The sequence below is a fragment of the Kutzneria buriramensis genome, from assembly GCF_003387475.1.
In the GTDB taxonomy this organism is placed as follows: Bacteria; Actinomycetota; Actinomycetes; order Mycobacteriales; family Pseudonocardiaceae; genus Kutzneria; species Kutzneria buriramensis.
Map to the genome: position 1 here is coordinate 1 of NZ_QUNO01000035.1, position 21,265 is coordinate 21,265.

The 21,265-nt window shown below is 66.2% G+C and carries 11 protein-coding genes; 3 read left to right on the top strand and 8 right to left on the bottom strand.

Annotated elements, in window-relative coordinates; translation table 11 throughout:
- Positions 1-199: 199 nt before the first annotated feature.
- Entirely contained in the window at positions 200-604 is a 405-nt protein-coding gene (locus BCF44_RS52115; protein ID WP_170218227.1) for a DUF4240 domain-containing protein, read from the bottom strand.
- A 122-nt stretch (positions 605-726) separates the two neighbouring features.
- Between BCF44_RS52115 and BCF44_RS58350 the strand changes: the two genes are divergently transcribed.
- A complete protein-coding gene (locus tag BCF44_RS58350; RefSeq protein ID WP_116182053.1) occupies positions 727-1,788 on the top strand; it encodes an integrase core domain-containing protein in 1,062 nt (353 codons plus the stop codon).
- 263 nt (positions 1,789-2,051) lie between these two features.
- Here BCF44_RS58350 and BCF44_RS52125 read toward each other — a convergent pair whose 3' ends face one another.
- The 3 genes from BCF44_RS52125 to BCF44_RS55080 form a co-directional block, all read right to left on the bottom strand.
- Positions 2,052-2,543, bottom strand: a complete 492-nt coding sequence (locus tag BCF44_RS52125; RefSeq protein WP_116182054.1) for a hypothetical protein — start codon at positions 2,541-2,543, stop codon at positions 2,052-2,054.
- 2 nt (positions 2,544-2,545) lie between these two features.
- Positions 2,546-13,198 (bottom strand): LamG-like jellyroll fold domain-containing protein, encoded by a 10,653-nt coding sequence (locus tag BCF44_RS52130; RefSeq protein ID WP_170218228.1) that lies wholly within the window; start codon positions 13,196-13,198, stop codon positions 2,546-2,548.
- A gap of 583 nt (positions 13,199-13,781) precedes the next feature.
- Complete coding sequence (locus tag BCF44_RS55080; protein WP_147329019.1) at positions 13,782-14,201, bottom strand: hypothetical protein; 420 nt, start codon at positions 14,199-14,201, stop codon at positions 13,782-13,784.
- Between the two features lie 148 nt (positions 14,202-14,349).
- On the opposite strand from BCF44_RS55080, the gene BCF44_RS52145 reads away from it, so the two are divergent.
- Entirely contained in the window at positions 14,350-14,808 is a 459-nt protein-coding gene (locus tag BCF44_RS52145) for a hypothetical protein (RefSeq protein ID WP_147329020.1), read from the top strand.
- A 529-nt stretch (positions 14,809-15,337) separates the two neighbouring features.
- Here BCF44_RS52145 and BCF44_RS55085 read toward each other — a convergent pair.
- Positions 15,338-16,567 carry a hypothetical protein gene (locus tag BCF44_RS55085; protein ID WP_147329021.1) on the bottom strand — a complete coding sequence of 410 codons (1,230 nt, stop codon included), beginning with the start codon at positions 16,565-16,567 and terminating at the stop codon, positions 15,338-15,340.
- A gap of 700 nt (positions 16,568-17,267) precedes the next feature.
- On the opposite strand from BCF44_RS55085, the gene BCF44_RS52165 reads away from it, so the two are divergent.
- A complete protein-coding gene (locus BCF44_RS52165) occupies positions 17,268-17,999 on the top strand; it encodes a hypothetical protein (RefSeq protein ID WP_147329022.1) in 732 nt (243 codons plus the stop codon).
- A 124-nt stretch (positions 18,000-18,123) separates the two neighbouring features.
- On the opposite strand, the gene BCF44_RS52170 is transcribed toward BCF44_RS52165, so the two are convergent.
- From BCF44_RS52170 to BCF44_RS56325, 3 genes are all read right to left on the bottom strand, one after another.
- The gene (locus BCF44_RS52170) at positions 18,124-18,804 is read right to left on the bottom strand and encodes an SMI1/KNR4 family protein (RefSeq protein WP_116182063.1); all 681 of its coding nucleotides are present in this window, start codon (positions 18,802-18,804) and stop codon (positions 18,124-18,126) included.
- A 564-nt stretch (positions 18,805-19,368) separates the two neighbouring features.
- On the bottom strand, positions 19,369-20,820 hold the full coding sequence (locus tag BCF44_RS52175; RefSeq protein WP_170218229.1) for an argonaute/piwi family protein: 1,452 nt from the start codon (positions 20,818-20,820) through the stop codon (positions 19,369-19,371).
- Positions 20,820-21,200 (bottom strand): hypothetical protein, encoded by a 381-nt coding sequence (locus BCF44_RS56325; protein ID WP_170218230.1) that lies wholly within the window; start codon positions 21,198-21,200, stop codon positions 20,820-20,822. The genes BCF44_RS52175 and BCF44_RS56325 overlap by 1 nt, the downstream gene beginning before the upstream one ends.
- Positions 21,201-21,265: the final 65 nt, after the last annotated feature.

Here is a 21,265-nt window from a genome sequence, read left to right on the forward strand (position 1 = left end):
CGGCCGCAGTCACCAAGCTCGGGGCGTTGGGTTACGCGCGCCCGATGACGACCCGAACGTGGTCCCATTGCCCACCACACCGAACCGGATCAAGCACAGGCAGCGCCTCGGAGGACTGCTCAACGAGTACCAACCCGCCGCCTAAAACCCCAGCTCACAGCCAGCCGCAAGGTTTTCGACCAGGACAGGCCCTGGAGGACTATCCCATTGGCTCGCCCGTCCGCCGTTGATGCTCAGTTCGCGCGAGATAAAGCAGCGCCTCGGCTGACTGGAGCCTCGGAGCGACGAAGTCACCGAAGCGCTCCGAGCTCTCGAGCACCCCCCGAACCTCATCCCGACCGGCAAGCAGGCACGCGCACCGCGCGTAAAGGAAGTGATCGGCGGTTTGCTCCAGGACCAGGCCGCCCGCCAATTCAACTGGGATGGACGCAAGAGCGCTCAAGTCCAACGCATCCAGATTCCGCTCAAGCTGATCTTGGAAGCTGACCAGATCCGACGGGTCCAGCGCACGCAGTCGCTGTTCTACTTGGGCTACTGCCACTTCGATATCCGCCCGACTCGTCACGGCGTTCGAGCCGATCACCGACCAAAAATCGACAGCCATCAGTGCCCCCACTCCTCGGCGCCGGGAAGCATCGGCTGGTTGCGTGTACCGTGCCAGAACTCGATGCTGCAGCCGTGACCTGGCGTTTAGCCACCAGCGGCACCCCGGCATGATCACTTCCCGTGGCGTTCCGTCTCTTGTACTTGCTAACCGTGCGGGTGCTCGGATGGCTGGTGCTGTTCGCTGGCAGCAGGACTGTGTTAATCGCCGAGGTGCTGGTGCTGCGGCACGAGGTCGCTGTACTGCGCCGCCAGATCCACAGACCGCGTCTCACATGGCCGGACCGCGCGATCGTGTCGGCCCTCTGCAGACTGCTGCCGCGCCATCTACGGATAGACCGGATCGTCACACCGGCCACGGTACTGGCCTGGCACCGCCGCCTGGTTCGCAAGGAATGGACGTTTCCGCACCAGACAGGTCGCCCGCCGATCGCCGAGGAGATCCGCGAGCTGGTGACGCGTCTGGCACGCGAGAATCCAACCTGGGGGCACCGGCGGATCCAGGGGGAACTGGCTCGACTTGGTCACCAGGCTGGCGCCGGGACAGTCCGCCGGGTCCTGACCCGTGACCGCACAGGCCCGGCACCACGAGGCGTGGACACGACGTGGCGGGCATTCCTGCGTAATCAAGCCTCAGGCTTGCTGGCCTGCGACTTCTTCCACATCGACACCATCGGGTTGCGCAGGCTCTACGTGCTGTTCGTGATGGAGGTCCGCACCCGCAGAGTGCACATCCTCGGTGTCACTGCCAACCCGACCGCATCGTGGGTCACCCAGCAGGCACGCAACCTGGTGGAGGGCCTGGGCGAACGGATCGCCTCGTTCCGGTTTCTCATCCGCGACAGAGACACGAAGTTCACCAGAGGATTCGACGCTGTATTCCTCGGCGAAGGGATCGAGCCCGTCAAGATCCCGCCAAGGACACCTCGAGCGAACTGCTACGCCGAGAGATTCGTACGCAGCGTCCGAACGGAGTGCACCGATCGGATGCTGATCTACAACGAGCGCCACGCCACCGCCATCCTGGGCGAGTACGCCCGGCATTTCAATGACCACCGGCCACACCAAGGCCTCGATCAGCGGCCACCGAACCATGATCCGGCGGTCGTCATCCACCTGGACGCTCCGATCACACGCCGGAAGGTCCTCGGCGGCGTGATCAACGAGTACCGGCGTGTCGCCTGACCTGGCCGGCGAAACACCTGGTCACCGCCCACGCGTCGACTTTTGGCACGGTACACGTGACCCCGTTGCCTATCCCGCCGGACAGGATCAAGCGCACGAGACGCCTCGCGGGACTACTCAACGACTATGAACCAGCCGCCTAAAACCCCAGCTCACAGCCGGTGACGACATTTTCGACCAGGACACGCCGCCGGAACATGACCGATCAGAACCGCGAAACACGAGGGACCGGGGAACGCGCGTCAGCGTCGGTCGCAATCTCCTCAGAGTCTTGCCCACGTTGTGAATGGTTCGATTATGGAGAGCTCTGGCGCAACGAGGGAAACCGCAGCCGAGAGTTTATTAACGAACCTGATGAGCATGTCACCGAGATCTCTGCGTGAACGTTCTTCTTGCAACTCTCGAGGCTTCCACTTTCCCGATGAATGGCATTTCAAGACTGCTTGGTCACCGTGGAACGTGATGACTATCAGCCGCTGTATCCCCTGCTCGAAAAAGTCGAGCTCCGTGTCCGATCCAGAGTTTAGGCTGTCAATAACGCTGGGCAGTTGGGGTATTATGCTGGCAAGATCGAATCGGACATCGACAGGCCATTGATCGTCGCCGAATCCGCCGGCCCGGAACTTGACGCCAGCCTCGTCCAGGAGATCGCACAAGGGTAGCGCCAGTTCGTCTAGATCGCCCCTCAGGTCGGTCGATCCGGTTCCGGAAGCGCGGATGGCTTCCGATGTGTCGATTTCGATCTCGAACGTCATTACTATCCTTCAAAATCGTCGCTGACCGGATATGCCGTCTTGTAAACCCCGCCAGGCTTACGTGGAACGATTACCGCTCGACTGGCTGGAACGATTGTGCCGTCCGGTCGTACGACCTGGCCAAGTCCTTCTGGAATATCGATCACCCTCGGCTCCAGATTGTCTGGATCCCAGTGTTCACGCAACAGGTCGGCTGCTGCGTTGTTGTCCAGCCACTGACCTTGCTCTTCGCCTGTGCTGGCGGCTCGTCCGACGAGCCCCTTGAGATTCTTCCCTCCCGCGCCATGTCGTTCGAACACGTGACCGAAGGTCTTCGTGCTCTTCGGGCTCCAGTTGACATTATCGCAGTTGTGAACGAGGAGAGCGGTGGCACCCGCTTCGACGTAGTAGGTGTGCAGGCCGTCGATGGTCAGGTCGTAGGTGACATCGGCCTCGTGATAGGCCCGGGTGGACGTGATTTCGGCTGTGGCACCGTCGGCGGTTTGGAGTTGGTCGCCGGGGTGCAGGTTGACGGCGTCGACGAAGGCGGTCTGGGTGATGTCGTAGAAGGGGTGATGGTAGGTCGTCGTCAGGGTCGAGGTGTCGGCGGAGGCTGGGGCGGCGGAGCCGAGAACCGCAGCGGCGGCCAAGGCCACGCCGGCAGCGGCCTTGCCGAGCTTGGTCGCGAGCTTCTTGACGGTCAGATCGACGAAGTCCCGGTCGGTTTGAGTGACGATGACGTTCTGCACGGTGTGGGTCTGCAACGTCGTGTCGCCGGGGACGGAGTTGGCGATCTTGTCGCCTACCTTGACCTGGCTGATGGGTTTGCTGGAGCCGTCCGACATCAGCACCCCGGTGGAGCCGACGAAGCTGTGGGTCACGCAGCCAGTGTTCTCCTTCTCCGCCTTCCCGGCGGTGGGTTCAGACTCGGCCGGCCCGTGTTCAGCCCCAGCCCCCTCCCCATCGGCGGCAGCCGCCCCGCTGCTTCCGGAAGACAGGCCGCCGGCAATGCCGCCGATCAACCCGCCCCACAGGGCGCCGGAGCCGACTGCGGAGGCGGCGCCGGAGAGGGAGCAGCCATCCTGTGAGGAGCCGCAGGACGCGCCGTAGCCGACGGCCGAGGTGACGGCGCCGGAGGCGGCGCCAGCGCCGAGGCCGACGAGGGCGGAGGCGGCAACCTTGGGCATGACGTCTTCGAGGGCATTGGCGACGAGCTTGCCGCCGAGAGGACCAGCGAGACCGGCACCCAAGGCGCCGCCAAGAGCGCCAAGACCGATGGCTTCGGCGGCGCCGCCGAGCGAGCAGGTGTGGCTGGCATGGCAGTCCATCGCATAGGACACGGCATTGCCGGCGGCGCCTGCCAACGCGGCGCAGCCCATGACACCGACAGGGCCGGCGGGGGCAGCGATGGCGGTACAAGCCAGACCCACCGCGATGCCGACGGCAATACCGGCGATGGTTGAGGCGTGGGCCTTGATGAAGTTGGTCGCGGTGGCGACCGCTTTCTTGGCCACGGATGCCACAGCCTTGGCCGCAGAGGTGACAGCGTTGCCAACGGCCTTTGCCGCTGTCGTCACCGCTGCTACGGCGTGATGGACCGCTGTGGATACGGCGTGATATGCCGTTTGCACCACATGCACCGCCGCGTGATACACAACCCGGACTACGCGGACAACCCGCTGCACCACGCGAGCGGCGGCGCGAACGACGGCGTGGTAGGCGTCGGCGACGGCATGCACCACGACCTGAACCGCGTGCACGACCGGCTGCACCACGTGCACCGCGACATACCGGGCGACTGTGTGCACGACGTGGGTGACGGCGTGGAAGGCCGACGACACGAAGTCGGAGAACCAGCCATGCCCGGACGGGTCAGTGCGGGTCAACGGGTCGTCATCGACATAGGCGAACGGGTTCGCCGCGGCCGAGTTGGGCAGGGGATCCGGGGAGGCGGTGTCCCGGTTCATGAACTGGCCGGTCTGCGGCGAGTACCACCGCGCGGCCATGTTCACCTTGCCGGTCGAGGTGTCGGTCCAGCCAGACTGGAAACCCAACCGCCCAGCCTGGTTCGTCGTGGCGGTGACATTGCCCAGCGGGTCGTAAGTCGTCGACCCCGACAGCGACGTGCCGTTAGCGGTGAAGTCACCGACGACATCGGTGTGCTGATCGACGAACGCCAGCGTGTTGACGCCGGAGCTGCCGATACCGACCAAACCGCCCGAGGGGTCGTAGCTGTAGGTGCTGACCCCGTCGGAGGCCGGAGTGTTGCCCATACCCGAGTAGGCGAACGTCGTGCCGGTGTCGGTGAGTGCCCGGCCGAGGGCGTCGTAGGTATAGGACTGGCTGCCCTGCGACGTCATCTCACCAAACGCATCCGACGTGGACCGGGTCGTGCCGGCGGTCGACGTCTGCGAGGACATGGTGCCCCGCGCGGTGTAGGTGTACGAGTTGACGCCGTCGGAAGTCAGCTGGTCACGGGCGTCGTAGGTGTAGACGTTCGACCCGACCTGCGTCCGGTTGCCCGACGCGTCGTAGGCGTAGTTGACCGTGGACGAACCGTTGTTCCACGACGTCAGCCGGTTGGCCTGGTCATAGGTGTAGGTGTTCGCGGCGGAACCGGCGAAACCGGTGGTGGTCTTGGAGGTCAGGTTGCCGTTGAGGTCGTAGCCGTACCCGATCGACGCGACGGTCGCGCCGCCGGAGGTCTTCAGCGTGTCGCTGGCCAGGCGGTGCAACCCGTCGTAGCCGAAGGTGCGCTGGTTGCCCGACCCGTACTTCACCGAGTTGACCTGGTCGAGCGTGTTGTAGCCGTAGGTCAGCTGGGTGCCGGTGATCGAGTCCTGGATCGTGGACAGCCGATCGGCTGAGTCATAGCCGTAGCTGCTGGTCCCCGACGCGTCGGTACGGGTGGTCATCAGGCCATCGGCGTTGTACCCGAACGACGATGACCCCGCCGAGCCGGACGCCGACAGCAACTCGTCGCGGTCGTTGTAGGTGAATGTCTCATTCGACGCCGGCACCGACGTGCCGATCGCGCTGGTGGCGGCGGAGGTCATCCGCCCGACCGAGTCGTAGCCGAAGGTGCGGTTGGCGGTCTGCCCATCCGCCCCGGTGCCGTTCTGCGTCAGCAGGTTGCCGACCGCGTCGTAGGTGGCGGTGATCGTCACCCCGCCCGGCTGGGTCTGCGACACCGGCTCACCGTCGGCGTCATAGGCGGTGGTGAAGGTGGAATCCGCCGCACTTCCATAGGTGGCGGTGGTCGGTTCGATCACCGATTCCTTGAGGTTCCACGGCGTGTAGGTGTAGATCGTGGAGTTGCCGCGGCCGTCGGTGAACCGGGTCCGGTTACCGGCGGTGTCATACCCAAACGACGTGGTGATCGACGCGGTCGCCGAGGTCGGCTGCACCTCCTGGGTCACCGCCCCGGTGGCGTCGTGCGTGAACCGGGTCGTGTGGCCCAACGCGTCGGTCGTCGACAGCTGGAACCCGTTGTCATCGAACGTCGCCGACGACGTGGCCAGCACCGCCCCGGAGGGGGCCTTCTGCGCCACCGACACCGGGTTACCCGAGGTGTCATACGTGGTGGCGGTCGAGGAGCCGTCGGCCAGTGTGGTCGACGTCTTACGCCCCAGGAAGTCGTACGTGGAGCGGGTGATGTTGCCGGCCGGGTCGGTGATCGACGTCTTCTCCCCCAGCGCGTCATACCCGTACTGGGTGTTCGCCCCGCTCTGGGTGGTGGTCGAGGCGAGGAACGCGTTGCCGGGCGAGCCGGCGTAGGAGTTCGTGGTCGTGGACGTGATCGTGGAGGGGTAGCGCTCCAGGGTGGTGGAGGTGATCTGCCGGCCGAGGTAGTCGTAGGTGGCCTGGGTCTGGGCGCCGGCCTGGTCGGTCACCGACAGCTTGTCGCCGTTGGTGTCGAACACGGTGTCCACGTTGTTGCCGGCCGGGTCGGTGGTGCGGACGTTGTCGCCGAGCTGGTCGTAGACGTACTTGGTGACCCGGTTGAGCGGATCGGACACCTGCGTCAGGTTGCCGAGCTTGTCGTAGGTCTTGACGGTGACCGCGGTGATCGGTGTGGACGAGCCGGGCGGGGTGTAGTTCGGGCGGGTGATCGACACGGGGCGGCCGGCGGCGTCGTACACCGTGGTGGTGACGTTGCCGTTCGGGTCATCCTTTTCCGTGGCCTCGCCGAAGGTGTTGTAGCCGGTCATCGACACCGGATGCACTTGGGCCGGGGTGCCACCATGGGTTTCGGCCGACACCACGGGCGAGGTGGTGACGGCGAGGTGGCCGGCCTCGTCGTAGTTGTAGGTGGTGGTGTTGCCGTCGGGGTCGGTGGCCGAGGTCGGCAGTCCGCGCTGGTCCAGCGTGCGCGTCATGGTGATCGCGTGCGACGAGGCTGTGGTGCCACCAGAACGGCCGGTATTGAACAGGGTCTGCACGTCGGTCGCGGACAGGGCCCGCTGGTAGACCTGGACGTTGCCGATCTCGCCCGGGAAGTAGTCGCCCTGCACACCGTTGGTGTTGTGCGTCGCGCCGATCACCAGCGACCCCTTGCCCGACCAGGGCGTGGTGTTGGTGTCGGTGCCGGCCAGCCGGTTGTTCACGTACAGCGACATCGTGCTGGTCGAGGAGTCGAAGATGCCGACGAGATGCGTCCACGTGTTCAGGGCCGGCGGCTGGGTGTCGTGCGCTGCCGGGATGTTGGTCGGGGTGCTGCTCTCGATGTTCGGGCTGTCGAACGTCCACCCCTGAAGGTGGTCGTTGTACTGCAGGTAGAAGCTCGAGTCGCCGTTGCCGCCTTGGGAGACCGCGGTGTAGTAGCCGCCGACCTTGGTCAGCTTCACCCACGCCGACACGCTGTAACTGCCCGCCGTGTTCAGCGCCGGCCCGTTGGTGTCGATCTGCGAACTCGTACCGTCGAAACTCGCCGCCCCATCGGTCCAGGTGACGTTGGTGGCCGCGGCCGTGTTGCCGTTACCTGAGGTGTCGGGCACGGTCGTGCCGGTGGTCTGGTTCAGCGGCCACCACCCCGCGGGGCGGCCGGCGCCGTCGGTGAACAAGCTCTGCGAGATCAGGTTGCCCATCGGGTCATAGGTGGCGGCCGTGGTACGCACCGCGCCGGTGGAGTCCGACATCGTCGTGACGGCCGGCTTGTCGTCCGGCGTGTAGGACACGCTGGTCGTCCGGTTCAACCCGCCGGGATCGGTGACGGTCTGGATGGTGCGGTCCGCGGCGTCGATCGTCGATGTCTCGGTGGTGGCGCCGTTGTTGGTGACCTTCTTGATTTGGTTGCCGGCGGCGTCGTAGAAGTCCTGTTCCTTGACGAACGAGTTGACGCCGGTCGGGTCGGTCTTGGTCTCGGTCGCCTTCAACCCGTTGTCGAAATAGGTGTAGGATGTCTTGTTACCCATCGAGTCCGTCTCGGACGCGACCCGACCCGTCGGGTCATACGCCGTCGACTTTTCCACCAGCGGCGTCGCCGCGTGCGGGTTGAGCGGGCTGCCGGTGTACTGGATCGACTGCGTCAGCTCGTGACCGTCGGGGTCGTAGGTGAAGTCAGTCTCGGCTCCATTCGGGTCCGTGTCCGACGCCTTGTGCCCGTAGGCGTCATAGGTGAACGTGGTCGTGTTGCCGCTGGCATCAGTCGAGGACGCCAACTCCCCCAACGTGTTGTACGTCGAGGTCGACGTCCGCGACGCGTCGCCACCGGTGCCGTCGGCCACGGTCTGGGAGGTGATGTTGCCGTCGGCGTCGTAGACGCTGGTGGTGGTCGCGTTGTGGGTGGCGCCGGTGATCCGGTCGGTCACCACCGGATCGGTCTGCGTGGTGACGTGGTCCTGGCCGTCGTAGCCGTAGCTGGTGACCAGGCCGTTCGGATAGGAGTCCGAGACCTCGGTCTTGGTCGCCACCCGGCCCAGGCCGTCGTAGGTGAACTTGGTGACCAGACCTTCGGCGTTCTGCGTCTGCTGCACATCACCGCCGGCGGCGTAGGTGATGGTGTTCTTCGCCCCGCCCGGTGAAGTCGTCACGGTCGGCAGGCCGTTGGCGTAGGCGATGGTCGTGGTTCGCCCGTTGGGGAAGCCCGGTACCGGCGGGGTGGTGACGCCGGTGCGGTTGCCGTTGGCATCGTAGCTGTACGACGTCAGGTACGTGTTGTCCGTCGCGCTGGACGAACGTCCATCCCGGACGGTCAACATCACGTCGTTGCGGGCATCCGGCGTCAACGTCTTCGTCGTGTCGTCCGGATAGTAGGTGAAGTACGCGGTCGAGCAGATACCGGCGGACTGGTTCTGGCACGTCGTCTGCGACACCGTGTTGCCGCGCACGTCGTGGCCGGTGGTGTTGACCACGCCGTTGGGGTCGGTGACGGTGTTGAGGAAGCCGGCGGAGTCGTAGCCGTAGCTGGTCTTGTTGCCCAGCCCGTCGGTCTCTGAAAGTTTGCGGTTGCCGTTGGCCAGGTCGTACTGGTAGGTCAGGGTCTTGCCGCCCGGGTCGGTGATCTTGACCGTGGACACCGGCAGCAGGCCCTGCGAGTTCTTGGCCGCGGTGAAGTGCTGGCTGACCTGATCCGACGACAACGCCGACCGGTAGAACGCCGCGTCCGCGATCGAGCCCTTGAAATACACCGGGTTTCCGCCGGGCAGGCCGTTCCAGCCGAGGCCGGGTGTGCCCGCGCCGAGGTAGGCGAAGCTGTACACGTCGCCACCGATCGGTGACGTCGCCTTGGTCTGCACCGCGTCACCGTCGAGATAGAGCGACTGGCTCGACGACGACGCCGAGATCACCGCATGATGCCACTTACCGTCCGTCACCGTCTTCGACGACATCAACTGCGGCGCACCGGCGGTGGTGCGGAAGTTGCCGTACAGCTTGTTGTCCGTGCCGACCCACAGGATCGGCGTACACGCGGTGCCGTTACACGGACCGAGCTGGTTGGTGTCCGCGCCGACCAGGATCCCGCCGCCGGTCGTGGTGGAGAACCACAACTCCGCCGACATGCTCGGCGACGACGAGTACACCAGATCCGTCGGAATCTGCGCGTACGAACTGGTGCCATCGAACGCGGCCGCGGTCGCGTCCTGGAACGGACCCGCCGACCCGAGGGTCACGGCGTTGTAGGTGCCAGCCCCGTACTTGACCTCGCTGACTGCCTGCGCCGCGCCGACAGTGTCGCCGAGCCGGTAGTACGCCCGTGGGCCCGCGCCCAGCACAGCCGAGCGGTAGACCTGGCTGGATCCGGTCACCGTCGGCGCGCCGACCTTCCACACCCCGCCGTTCTCGTCCGTCAGCTGCTGCACCGCGCCACTGGTCGGATCGTAGGTGATCTGGGCGTGCACATTGCCCGACGGGCGGGTCACCGACGTCAACAGCGAGGAGGAGTGCAGACCGGCTTGGTAGAGCAGGGGGTGGTAGACGCTGGAGACCGGCTTGTCCCACAACGCCACGTCGGCGATGGAGCCGTTGAAGTAGGTCGCGGTCGCCGCGCCGCCCTGGTGCGACTCGTCCGGCCAACCGCCACCGAGGAAACCGGCACCGATGTAGCGGAAGGAGTTGGTCATCAGCGGGATGTTCGCGACCCGATAGTCGACGAACACCCCGTCGATGTACATGCCCTGACTGTTGCCCGATTCCTGCAACACCACGTGGTGCCACTGGTTGTCGTTGACCGGAGTCTTGGACTGCATCGGGCTGACGTTGCCCGTGTAGAACTCGCCGTTGAGCTTGCCGTCCGACCCGACATACAGCGCCGGCACGTAGTTGCCGACCACGGTGTGCTGCGACAGGTCACTGCCGTTGTAGGAGTACAGGACCCCGTTGGTGGAGGTGGTCTTGAACCACATCGAGATCGCCGACCCGTTCCAGCCGCTGCTCAGAGAGGTCGGCAACTGAACATACGACGACGTGCCGTTGAAACCGGCCGACGTCGCCGACGAACCCACCAGCGCTCCGGGCTGGCCGAGGGTGACGTTGTTGTAGGTACCGTTGTCATTGCCCTCGTTGGCATGGATCGCGCTCACCGCGGTCGTCGCACCCGGCTGCTCACCCAACGGCCACAACGAATGCGGACCGATATCCAACGCCGTGTTCAGGTACTGCGACGTGCCCGTGTAGGCATAAGTCGTGCACGCGGTGCCCGCGCCCGGCGCGCACGCGCTGGTCAGGTTATCGCCACTGTAGTTGTAGGTCCACGTCAACGCAGTCGACGGCTGCCCGGCCGTCACCGGGTCGGTAGCCACCGTCGCGACATGCGCGTTGCTCGCCCCGGACGGGGTGGACCACGTGAAGTGCAAAGCCCGGCCCGACACCGCCGACGTTGCCGTCGAAATATGTCCGTTTGCCCAGGTGAAGTTCTGGGCGCGGCCGTTGGCGTCGGTGATCGAGCTGATCCCGAAACCACCCCCGGACAGCGCCTGGGCGAAGGTGTAGACGGTGTCGTTCTTGTCGGTCAGCGTGTACCCGGTCTTGTTCGGCAACGCCCGCAACACCGCGAACCGACCCTGCGGTGAGCTGTACGAGCCGTCTGTGTTCAGCCCGAACCCGACCTCCGAGCCATCCGGATAGGACACCACGGTGCTCACCGAGACCGGGTTGTTGTTGAAGTCGGTGGTGGTCAACTCGGTGACCTTGGCGTCAAACACACTCGACCAACCCGCGCCGAACCCGCCCGAGGTGCGCGGATCCCGCGAGTTGTAATCACGCGTCACCGCCAACGCCGGACCGGCGCTCTGCACCTCCGCGTCGGTCGCGCTGGTCGTGTAGTTGCCGATCCCGGGGTCGAAGCCGTGATCACCGTTGTTCTGCGACAACGACGAGGTCACCACCGGCTGCGGCACCTGGATCGAGATCGCCGTCCACGGCGACCAGTCCGACCACGCCTGCCCGTCGGAGGCCGCGACCGTCCAGAAATAGGTTTGTCCGAATTGGAACTTGCCGGCCGGCACCTGCCAGGACGCCCCGGTGTGCACCGTGCCGGAGTCGAAGACGGTGGTGTTGTTGGCGTCCACGGCCTGGAAATCGAAGTCCGTGATCGTGCTGACCGTGCCGTCCGGGTCGTGCGCGGTCGCCTCCAACCACGGCGTCGTCGTCGACGCCGCGGCGTTGTTCGGCGGGTAGACGGTGTCGATCTGGGGTGGCACGTCACCGGAGGTGGTGATGGTGAAGTACGGCCACTCGGCGCCGCCCATGTTCGACGACGCGATCTCCTTGCGCTGGGCCGGGTCCTGATAGGTTCTGGGGATGATCGCCACGCCATAGTCGGGCTGGTTGCCGTTGGACCAGGCGTTGAACGCGTCGGTGGACAACGGGATCGACACCCAGTCGCCGCGCGAGTGGTCGTTGGCGGTGTTGGTGCACGCGGTGGGCACGTTCGGCGTGGCCGTGCCCATCAGGCTGCCCCCGCCGGGCCCGGGGAAGGCCACGGTGGTCGGCGTCCACGGCTGCACCAGGTTGACGATGTCCATCGGGGCCGGCGTGCAGCTGCCGGCCGAGGTGACAAACACCGATAGCGCGGCCGCGGTGACTTGGACGTGCTGGTTGTCGATGTCCTTGGGCATGGCCAGGAACGACAGGGCCGAGTCGCCGCCGCCGTTGCTGGAGCCGACCTTGATCGTCTGCTCCATCGAGTGATCGCCCGGGCTGTCCTTCTGGACATAGGTCGTGGTCGGGACCAGGCCGAAGGTCGGGTCCACCGTCACCGGGAACACCCGCGCCGAGTCCGCCAGCCAGGTCGTGTCCAGGCTGACCTTCAGCGCCGGCGCACCGTCCACCGTGGTCAGCTGGTAGGTGACGGCGTTGGTCGTCGCCGGTTTGCTGGTCTTCGAGTCGTAGGCGTAGCCGTGCGGGATCCGCTCCCTGGTTGTGCCGCCGGCGTCGACCAGGTCGACCGAGCCGTCCGCGGCCAGTTTCGGGGTCAGGCCGGTGAGTTTGAGCGGGAACGTCCAGGTCGACGGGGCCTTCGCGTCGTGCAGGACGATGGCTTCCTTGACGCCGGTCGCGTTCGGCGCGAGCTGCAGGTCGGTGCTGGGCAGGATCGAGCCGTAGGTGACGTCCGAACCGGACACCTGCGGGGTCACGGGGGCCGCGCCCTGCACCGAGTAGGCCACCGCATGCGAGCCGTCCACCGCGAGACTGGCCAGTGTCGGGTCGGTCGCGGTGGGCGCGAAGTCGACCTTGGCCGAGTTCGCCTTCTCATGCCAGCGACCATCGGCGCCGTGCTCGACGGTGGTGTCGATCGGCTGCCAGTTCCCACTGGCGTCCTGGTAGTTGACCGGGGCTTCGCTGTACCTGCGGGTCGCCGTGCCGTCGGTGTTCTGGAAGAACGTCATCGTCGCCGATGACTTGCCCGGCACCCGCACACTCGTCGCGGCGTCGAACCCGGCCGCGACGGTCCGGCTGAGCCCTGGGCCGGTGCGTGGCCGCGGCGGCTGCGGCTGGTACGGGGATAACTCGCCCGCGCCCTTACCACGCGGATTGCCCGCGCCACCAGTGGCATGTGTGGAGGCCGCCGACGCGGAGTGGCTCAGGCCTGCGGCGCTGCCGCCGCTCTGCTGGGGCAGCACGCCCCAGTGAGGGGTCGTCAACCACGCGCCGAGGTCCGGGAAGGCCGGCAGGTGCAACGCCGGCAGCGCCAACTGCTCGGCCGACGCGTTCTGGGTCGCGAAACCCAAGGCCATCACCGTCATCGTGGCGACAGCCGCGACTCTTCGGACACGCGCCGACATACGCATTACCAAGCCCCCCTCACACGCAGCTCACAAACGTGACCACGTTAGGGACCAAGGGCCCGGGCGGGAACAGCCTTTCGAGTCACCAAAAACACGTAACGATCAAGCAAAACGGATACTGCGGACGAAGGTCGCATACCTGTCGCACCGGCGGCTGCACACCGTGCCGGACAACTGGACAACGAGGACCGCTTGTGCCACCAGGACGGGCGCGTAGATTCTACTGGTCGGCTTGCGCCGTCCTTGATCATGACCACCGCGCTGGCCACGCTGCTACGACCACAGCCGCGAACTGCCACCCCACATGGGCCAACCGTTTGTCTGAACCTCTCCCCCTGCCTTGCTGGTAGCCCCTCAGACCTGGCTGCCCCTGCCTGTCCGTGCCTCCGCCGCACCGGTTGCCTCGCCGACACGTTCGGGCCCCGACGCAGTGGTCCAACGGATCGGTGTCCCCGTCCGCGACACTTTCCACGCCGACCGGACCGGAGTGCCGGCCAACGCACACTCGTGCCGCGAACTGCTGGATGACCGGTCAGAACGGCGGGTCGGAGGCGTCACCCGAGGTAATGCTCGGCTGCGGAATCAAGTCCCACGGACTCGGCTCGCATTGTTCACCGCCGGTGCCACCCTCCTGGCCGTCATCCAGGCCGGTGGTGTCCTCGCCCCACGCCTCCGACACGCGGATCACCCACGCCCGGTGGCGCCACTCCACTCCGGTGACCACAAGGTCACGTATCAGCGGCGCCACCTCGACACGACGATCCCGAAGGCACGGATGATCCAAAAACAGCACGCAAGCGGCGAGCGCCGCCTCGCGCACCTTCTGATCCGGGTCGTCAAGACAGCGCGACACAGCACGGAACAGAACCGGGCGGACACGCTGGAGGTGCTGGTCCCCGGGCCCGCCGCCCAGACCACGACGACGTCTGATCTCACTTCGTTCGGCTGTCACCGCGCGAACTTCCCACAGTGCCTCCTCAGCCTACTGACCACCGTGTTGGGCGGGCCTACATCGGCATGAGCGAGCAGCTGCGGAACACGCGGCTCGCGGCATGAGCGTGCGTTACTTGCTGCCCAGCCCGCCCGGATACCGTGGCGGCGTGAAGCCAGCGCCGCGTAGAGTTGATCATGCAGCCGATGTTCTCCTGACGATGGTGGACAGGCTTGGATACCCGGTGCTGGGCATGAGTGCGTCGTCGGCATGGGACTTGTTCGTCGGCTTCGCGGAAGTCCCCTTCGCCGTTCCCGCGATCGCGGATGCCGACGGGTTGTTGTACCAGTTCGGCGTCTATGAGTTCACTGGCACACCGATGTTCCACCTTGATCTGGTGCGTCAGTTCGCGGTTGCCGATGCGGACGAGTACGTCCAGGTTCATCTGGAGCTCGTGTTCGAGCTGGACGACCATCTCGTGGCCGTCGCGGCGCACAACGAGTGGTGGTGGCCTGAGGACTCCGTTGTGCTGCGCGACTGGAGTCGATCCGTCCGGCGACGCCCGGAGTGGCTTGAGCTCAACGGCCGTGTGCCCACCGACGTCCGAATCTACCAGCACGAGACCTGACACGGCGCGTGGCTAACCACCCTGGTACAGCCGGCGATGCCACCAGGCGTCCGGCGTCCCACTCCAATCTGTCCAGTGTTCTGGATCAGGGTCGGGCAGTGTACGGCGGCGGAACTCGGCGTCGAGGTTGGCGAGTAGCTGCCGCAGTTCGATTCGCGCTTGACGCGGCAGGACTCTCATGACCTCCTGCAGGGCATCTCTGACGACCGCGATGTCGTCGTACTGGCAGCCGGGGCAGCACGGCATTTCCGAGGCGACCAGTCTCAGGTTCCGTTCGGGTCGATGCACGAAGTTCCGGTAGCGGCGGAGGAATTCAGCGGTGCCGTCCGGCCGTATGTGGTGACCCTGGTGGCTGTGCTCGGCCAGGCGGATGGCCGCGCTCGTGTGGGGCGACAACCGGTCGATGGGTGGCAGATCCCCTGTCCACGCGGGCATGCGGTGCGCTTCGAGGCTCTGTGCGGCGCGGATGGCGCCTGGCCGCCTACGCGGCATGGACCTTTCTGGTAATCGTCACGCTGCCATCCTGTCATCAACCACAGTCACCGCGCCAATGCCTACGCGAGTGGCGGAGCGCAGTTGGGCAGCTCGGCAACCCCACCGCACAACCACGCCCGTGGACGTGGTCTTCACTACGTGTCGGCGAGCAACCGTTCGATGACATGGACCGGTAGCGCGGGGTTGCTGGCCGCGCCTTCGCGAAGCACCGGGTCATGGTCGGACAGCAGTGAGCAGAGACGGTCATGGGGAAGGTTGGGGTTGGCGGCGGCGACGCGGCGCACGGTGACCACGGGGTCTGTGAGGAGTCTGAGTGCGAGTTCGGACGGAAGGTCGGCCCGCGATGCGATTGCTTGGCGGTCCCGGGGGCTGTCGCCAGCCGCGTGGGCGGACATGGCTTCCGCTGGTAGGCGGGGGGGGGGTGGCGAAGCAGGTCCTCGCGGCTGTGACCGTGCCAGTGCGCGATGAGATCGACCAGGATCGGCGTGGGGACGTCGGAGGGGCGTTCGCAGATCAGCAGTCGGGTGCTGAAGTCCGCATCCTTGGCCAGGCGGTGGACGGCGCCTGGCGGCAGATCGTCGGACAAGGCCACGGCGCGGCGGAACGCGGGGTTGGGGTGGTCGGGATAGCTGAGGCGCTCCGCCAGACCGGCGTGATCGGGATGAAGCGACCGCGCGGGGGGAAGGGGCTCGGCGGCCTCGTCGGCGGCGATCAGGCGTCGTCGTAGGCCGTCGGGCAGGTCGGTTCGGCACAGCAGTTCCCGGTGGACTTCGGCATCGTCGGTGGCAACGAGTTCTTCCACGACGGACAACGGAAGCCCTCGATTGCCGGCGAGGGCGACACGCGCACCGGCATCCTCCAGCAGGACCCGCATGTTCTCGGGCGGGAGGCTGGGGTTGCGGGCGAGTGCCGCCCGCAGGTCCGGCTGCGTCCACAGGTCCGCCAGCAGCTGTGGAGTCAGTTCGACCAACTCCATCGCTGTCAGCCGATAGAAGACCGGATCGTCGTCGAAGATCGCGGCCTGTTCCGCGGAGATCGTCGCTTCCGGCGCGTGAACGACCGCCGTCATCAGGGCGGCCTGGCGCACCCCGCGATCGGCATCGGCCATGAGCTGGTGAAGCACCGCCGGCGGCAGGTCGCGCAGGGCGGCACAGCGGCGGACCCCCGGGTCGGGGTCGCGGGCCAGCAGGACACGTACGGCTTGCGGGACATGACGGTTCATGCCCACTGCGGCTCGCACCGACGACACGGGATCGGTCGCCAAGCCGCGGTAGACCTCGGTGGGCAGGGTGTCGGCGGTGACAGGGTGGGGCCGAGGTAGCTGGACCCGGGATTCCGGCCAGGCCGCGACCGCCTCCCGTACCGTCGGTTCGCTGTCCCTGGCCAGGGAGCACCGGATCTCCTCGGGGGTGGACTGATGGGCGGCCAGTCCCCGGCGAATCTCACTGTGGGGATGTCTCGCCAGTGCCCAGGCCACCGGTGTTGGCAGAAGGTCCCGGTCGAGGAGCGCGCGTGACGGGGCTGGAGAACCATGGATCGAGTCCACGGCCAGCCGAAGCAGCACCGGGAGTGGTGACGCTGGATTGGCGGCCAGGCCGCACAACACTGGCAGGTCCGGCCCTGGCTCGCGCACGCACGCCAGTCTGTCGGGCCTGACGAGCCAGCACCATTCATTTCCTCCGGAGCGCGTGAGCCTCGTGCGCGGCCTCACAACCGATCGGGTGGCCAGGCCCAGTGGGACGTGAGGTTCCGCGTCGTCACGGACCTGATACCGCTGTAGCCCAGCGATCTCAGCGAAGACTCGACCAGGAATACCGACCTGGACTGGACCATCCGCCCATCGGCTAGAGGCGGACGCGCCAGCACACGACCAGCGGCACGAGCGGATGCCTCGTTCAGCTGACGGAAGAGTCAGGGGTGCGGCTGGTGTCAGCCCGAATCAGCAGCTCGGGCAGGATTGCGCCATGGTGTCTCCATCGAGTTGGCTCAGCCGCTATCAGAGCGGGCAGCGGAAACAGGTCTGGCACGAGTTGCGCCAACTCGGGGGCCGCGTCAGGGAGCCCGAATTCGCCCAGGAGGCACAGCTCGTCTGCGACGAGATGGCCCGCCGCGCCCGGCACAACATCGAACTCATCGTCGACCGCCTGTCCAACGACGGCTACCGGTTCCACGCCAACAACGACGACCAGACCCCCATGCAGGCCCACATACCGCCGACACCGGCGTCAGCGACGTACGCGGACTGGCTGCAGCAGCGATTCGACACGGTGCCGATGACCTTGATGTCCTGGATACGGATCGTCGGAGACGTCTGGCTCGTCGGCACCCACCCGCACTGGCCCACCTCGGCATCCGCTGATCCGCTCGTGATCGAGGTAGAGCGGACCGGCTACCCGCCCGAGTCGTCGATGCGGGCATGGCTCGAGCGCCGAACCGACGTCCCGGGCACGTCCGACCTGTTCGAACTGCCTCTTGCGCCCGACCGGTTTCACAAGGAGAACACCAGCGGAGGTTCGCCCTACGGCATCGTCCTACCCGACAGCTGCGCCGACGGGTCGTTCACCTGGGACACTCCGATGCCATTCGTCTCCTACCTGAACTGGGTCTTCAGCAACGGCGGATTCCCGTGGCCCTCCGGCGACGATGCCCAGTGGGACGTGCGATACCGCCTCGTCAAGGACCTACTGCCGCTGTAGCCCACGGCCCCAAGAAGGCTTGAGCCACGCGCATCATCCGGATTGACATCCGACCTTCGGCCCGAGCGAGCGTTCCCGCGCACGACCTGCGGCACGAGCAGATGCTCGGCGATCAGCACCCGGTTCAGGCCGTGTGTCGGGCGCAGGTTGCTTCGGCCTGCTCCAACCAGGTCAGGTACCAGCGCTCGAACGTGACGTGGCCGGTGTCGTCGGTGTATGGGGAGATAGGACCGTCGGAGGCTCGTTCGTCGAGCCAGACGTGGCCGGCGTCAGGGCCGTTGACCACCAGCAGGTCGTAGTAGCCACATCCCTGGTGGGACAGCGGGATGGTGCCGTAGGTGTCGGCCTCGTCGCGGTCCTCCAACGCCTGCACCAGTTCCGCACGCCGGCGTACGGCCTCGGCGTGATCGGCTAGGGTCGGGAACTGCTCTGGTGCAGGGAGCGCGTCGAACTGTGGCCACATGTCCGGCTGGAACGTGTCTCGGTGGGGAAACGTGACACGCAGGTTGAGCTCTGCTGGCCCGCGCCACCTGTCGCCGATCCAGTGCGCGATCCCGTCGATTACCCGGAAGCCCAGCAGCCCGTAGTACGGGCCGGCCCCAGCGGCCGCGACCTCGGTCAGAAAACTGCGGTACGAGGTGGGCAGGGTCGCACCGACTCGTGTTTCCCAGTCGACGAGCTGTTCCCGCGTCAAGGGCGCGTCCAGCGCGAAGCCGTGTCCTGACGCACCGAACACCTCGGCCGCGCCAGGCCGACCCGCCAGGGCCTCGACTCGGCTCCGCACACCCGCCCAGATCTCGTGCACGACCCGAGTTTACGAACCTCAAAAAACGGAATACCGGCTCGCCCGCTCGCCGGCTGAAGAGTGCGTTTGAGAGACTCTCCGGCCGCAGTAGCCTTGCCTGCTCCCAGACGTCCTAAGTGCTCACCCATGCCGCGATCGTCACGCACGCTCGTTCAAGGCCGTTGACCTGCGGTTCAGCGCCGTTGAGGTCCGTTAAGCGCAGTTGGAAGAGCCCATAGGTGTGAACCAAGGACGCCATAATGCGCTGACCTGCGGAAACGTGACTTCCGCAGGTCAGCGCAGGTCCGTTCAGAGTCGTTGAATGCAGTTCAGGTGTCGGAGAAGGTCCGCCCAAACAAGCCACTGCGCCCTGCATCGGTGGTGTGCGGTTTCCTGTCAATGGTCCGGGCGGCGCGACCAATGCAGATGCCACTGACGCCTGGAACGACCGGTAGGATTGCCGCCGGCGTCGAGCTACTTTCTCGCCTCGTCGCAGCACCGTCCAAGCAGCTCGCGGCCGGCAGCCAACGAACGGCGCACCCGGTGGTCACACCCAGGGCTTCGGACACTGGCCAGGCTCCCGCGTCACATGTATTGCGCATACCTGGCTGCGACAGGTGACGACGAATCGACAAACCGCAGTACGCGTTTGACCTGGTCGGCAGTCCGGAGCGTCACGGGCAACCTGCCATCGAGCCGCGTCTGGTTCCAGTTCATCTTCGAGAGCGCCATGACCTCGTCCGCCAGAGCACGGATCGACTTTGTCGGGGAGAGAGCACGGATGGCGATCGGCGTCGGCATATACATGCCCGGGTACGTGGAGTAGAAGTCAATGCTGCCCTTCGTGTACAGCAGGCCTTCGTGGTGGCTGAGTTCGACCATGGTTCCCCGGAGTGGCGGCGCATCACCTCGGCGATACGCGCGGATCCCGTCGCTCGATGTCACCCAGGTCAGGTCGAGTGCATCGAGCCGGCGGTCGTCGGCTGCTGCCCGAAAGCCCTCGGCCTCATGGTCGGTGAAGGCCGACGTCTTGTGGATGACCACTCGAGCGGGTTCCGTGCGGTGTTCGCGGCGGTACTCGTCGAGTGCGCTCAGAAGGAGGCGCGACGCGCCGTCGCCGGACAGATGAGGCTGCCGATCATCGCCGCGGGGTAGCGCCGACTCGCCTCGAACGACTACTCCGTCGCCGCGCTCGTTGAAGACCTGGGCTACCGCAGTCTCCAGGTTGCCGTCGCCGCCTGACTGGTAGAACGACACGCCGACGAAGCAGGTCGTCAGATCGCGGCTGTCCCGCTGCATCCGCCATGGCACGCCACCAGCCTTGTAATACAGCGCTACGTGCAGGTTCCAGGCTCGGGTGGCCTCGTCTTGACGGCTCGATCCGGTCGGTGGTGCGACTGACTCGTCGAACGTGCTTCGTCGGACGATCTGAACCGGCGTGCCGATGGACAGCAGTCGCGCCTTGACGAGGTCGTGGAAGTTGGCGAACCGCATGGCGACATCGGCCGCTACGTCGGCGTCTGCACCGTCATCGGTCTTCTGTCGGGAGTGGCCGCGCGGCGGCATGGCGAGGTCCTTGAGCCCGGTCGGTCGCGCCATGACGATGACATCGACACGGTTGCGTTCCGCGAGGGCACGAGCCTCGTCGCAGTAGGCCTCGACGGCACGATCGAGCGCGGTCGTGCCGGTGGCCCGATCAATCTCGCGAAGGGCAGCTGGACTGATCGTGTTCGTGGCGCGGTCGGAGAAGACAACCGTCGAGCAGAGACCGCGGTCTACGTCGCATCCGGGAAACGCCGGGAACAGATGCGGGTAGCGCTCGTCCTTGGCCGGGATCTCGTCGCGGCAGCGTTCCAGCCACAGTTTGAGAGCTTCCAGGTCGCTGTCGGAACCGACGAGACCGATCCGCATGGCTTTAGGTTGCTCGGGTGCGCCCAGGTCGGCGGGTCCGAACGTACTGATCCCGAACCGTGGATCGATGTGGCGGCTGGCGCCACCGAACTCAAGCTCGGGCTCCGGAAGGACGTACGCGCGCATCACGAGCGGCCCCCGCCAGCCGCCCCGGCTTCGTCATCGATGCTGGCCGCGTTGTCGTACAGGCCCTCGTCATCGCCGAAGAGCGCGAGCAGCTCGAAGACCTCCTGCGAGGCCTCGTCGTCATCGGACTCAGGCGCGGCCTCGTCCGGCTCCGGATCATCAGGCCCGGACTCAGATCCGACGGGAGCGGGGCCCCAGTACCGGTCATCGATTCCGGCATCGACCGTGAGCGTTTCGAGCTCACCGAACCTGATGAGCTTCGGGGTACTGAACAGGTCATCTGAACCCCGAAGGAACTCCGCCCACGTTCGGCTCGCGCAGACCACGATCGACGAGTGGATCCGCACCTGGTCAGACGCGCACCGCGTCGCCGAGGTCACCGGGGCGACCTACGGCTCCCACATCCGCAACCACATCCTGCCCCGCTGGTCCGGCACCGCCGTAG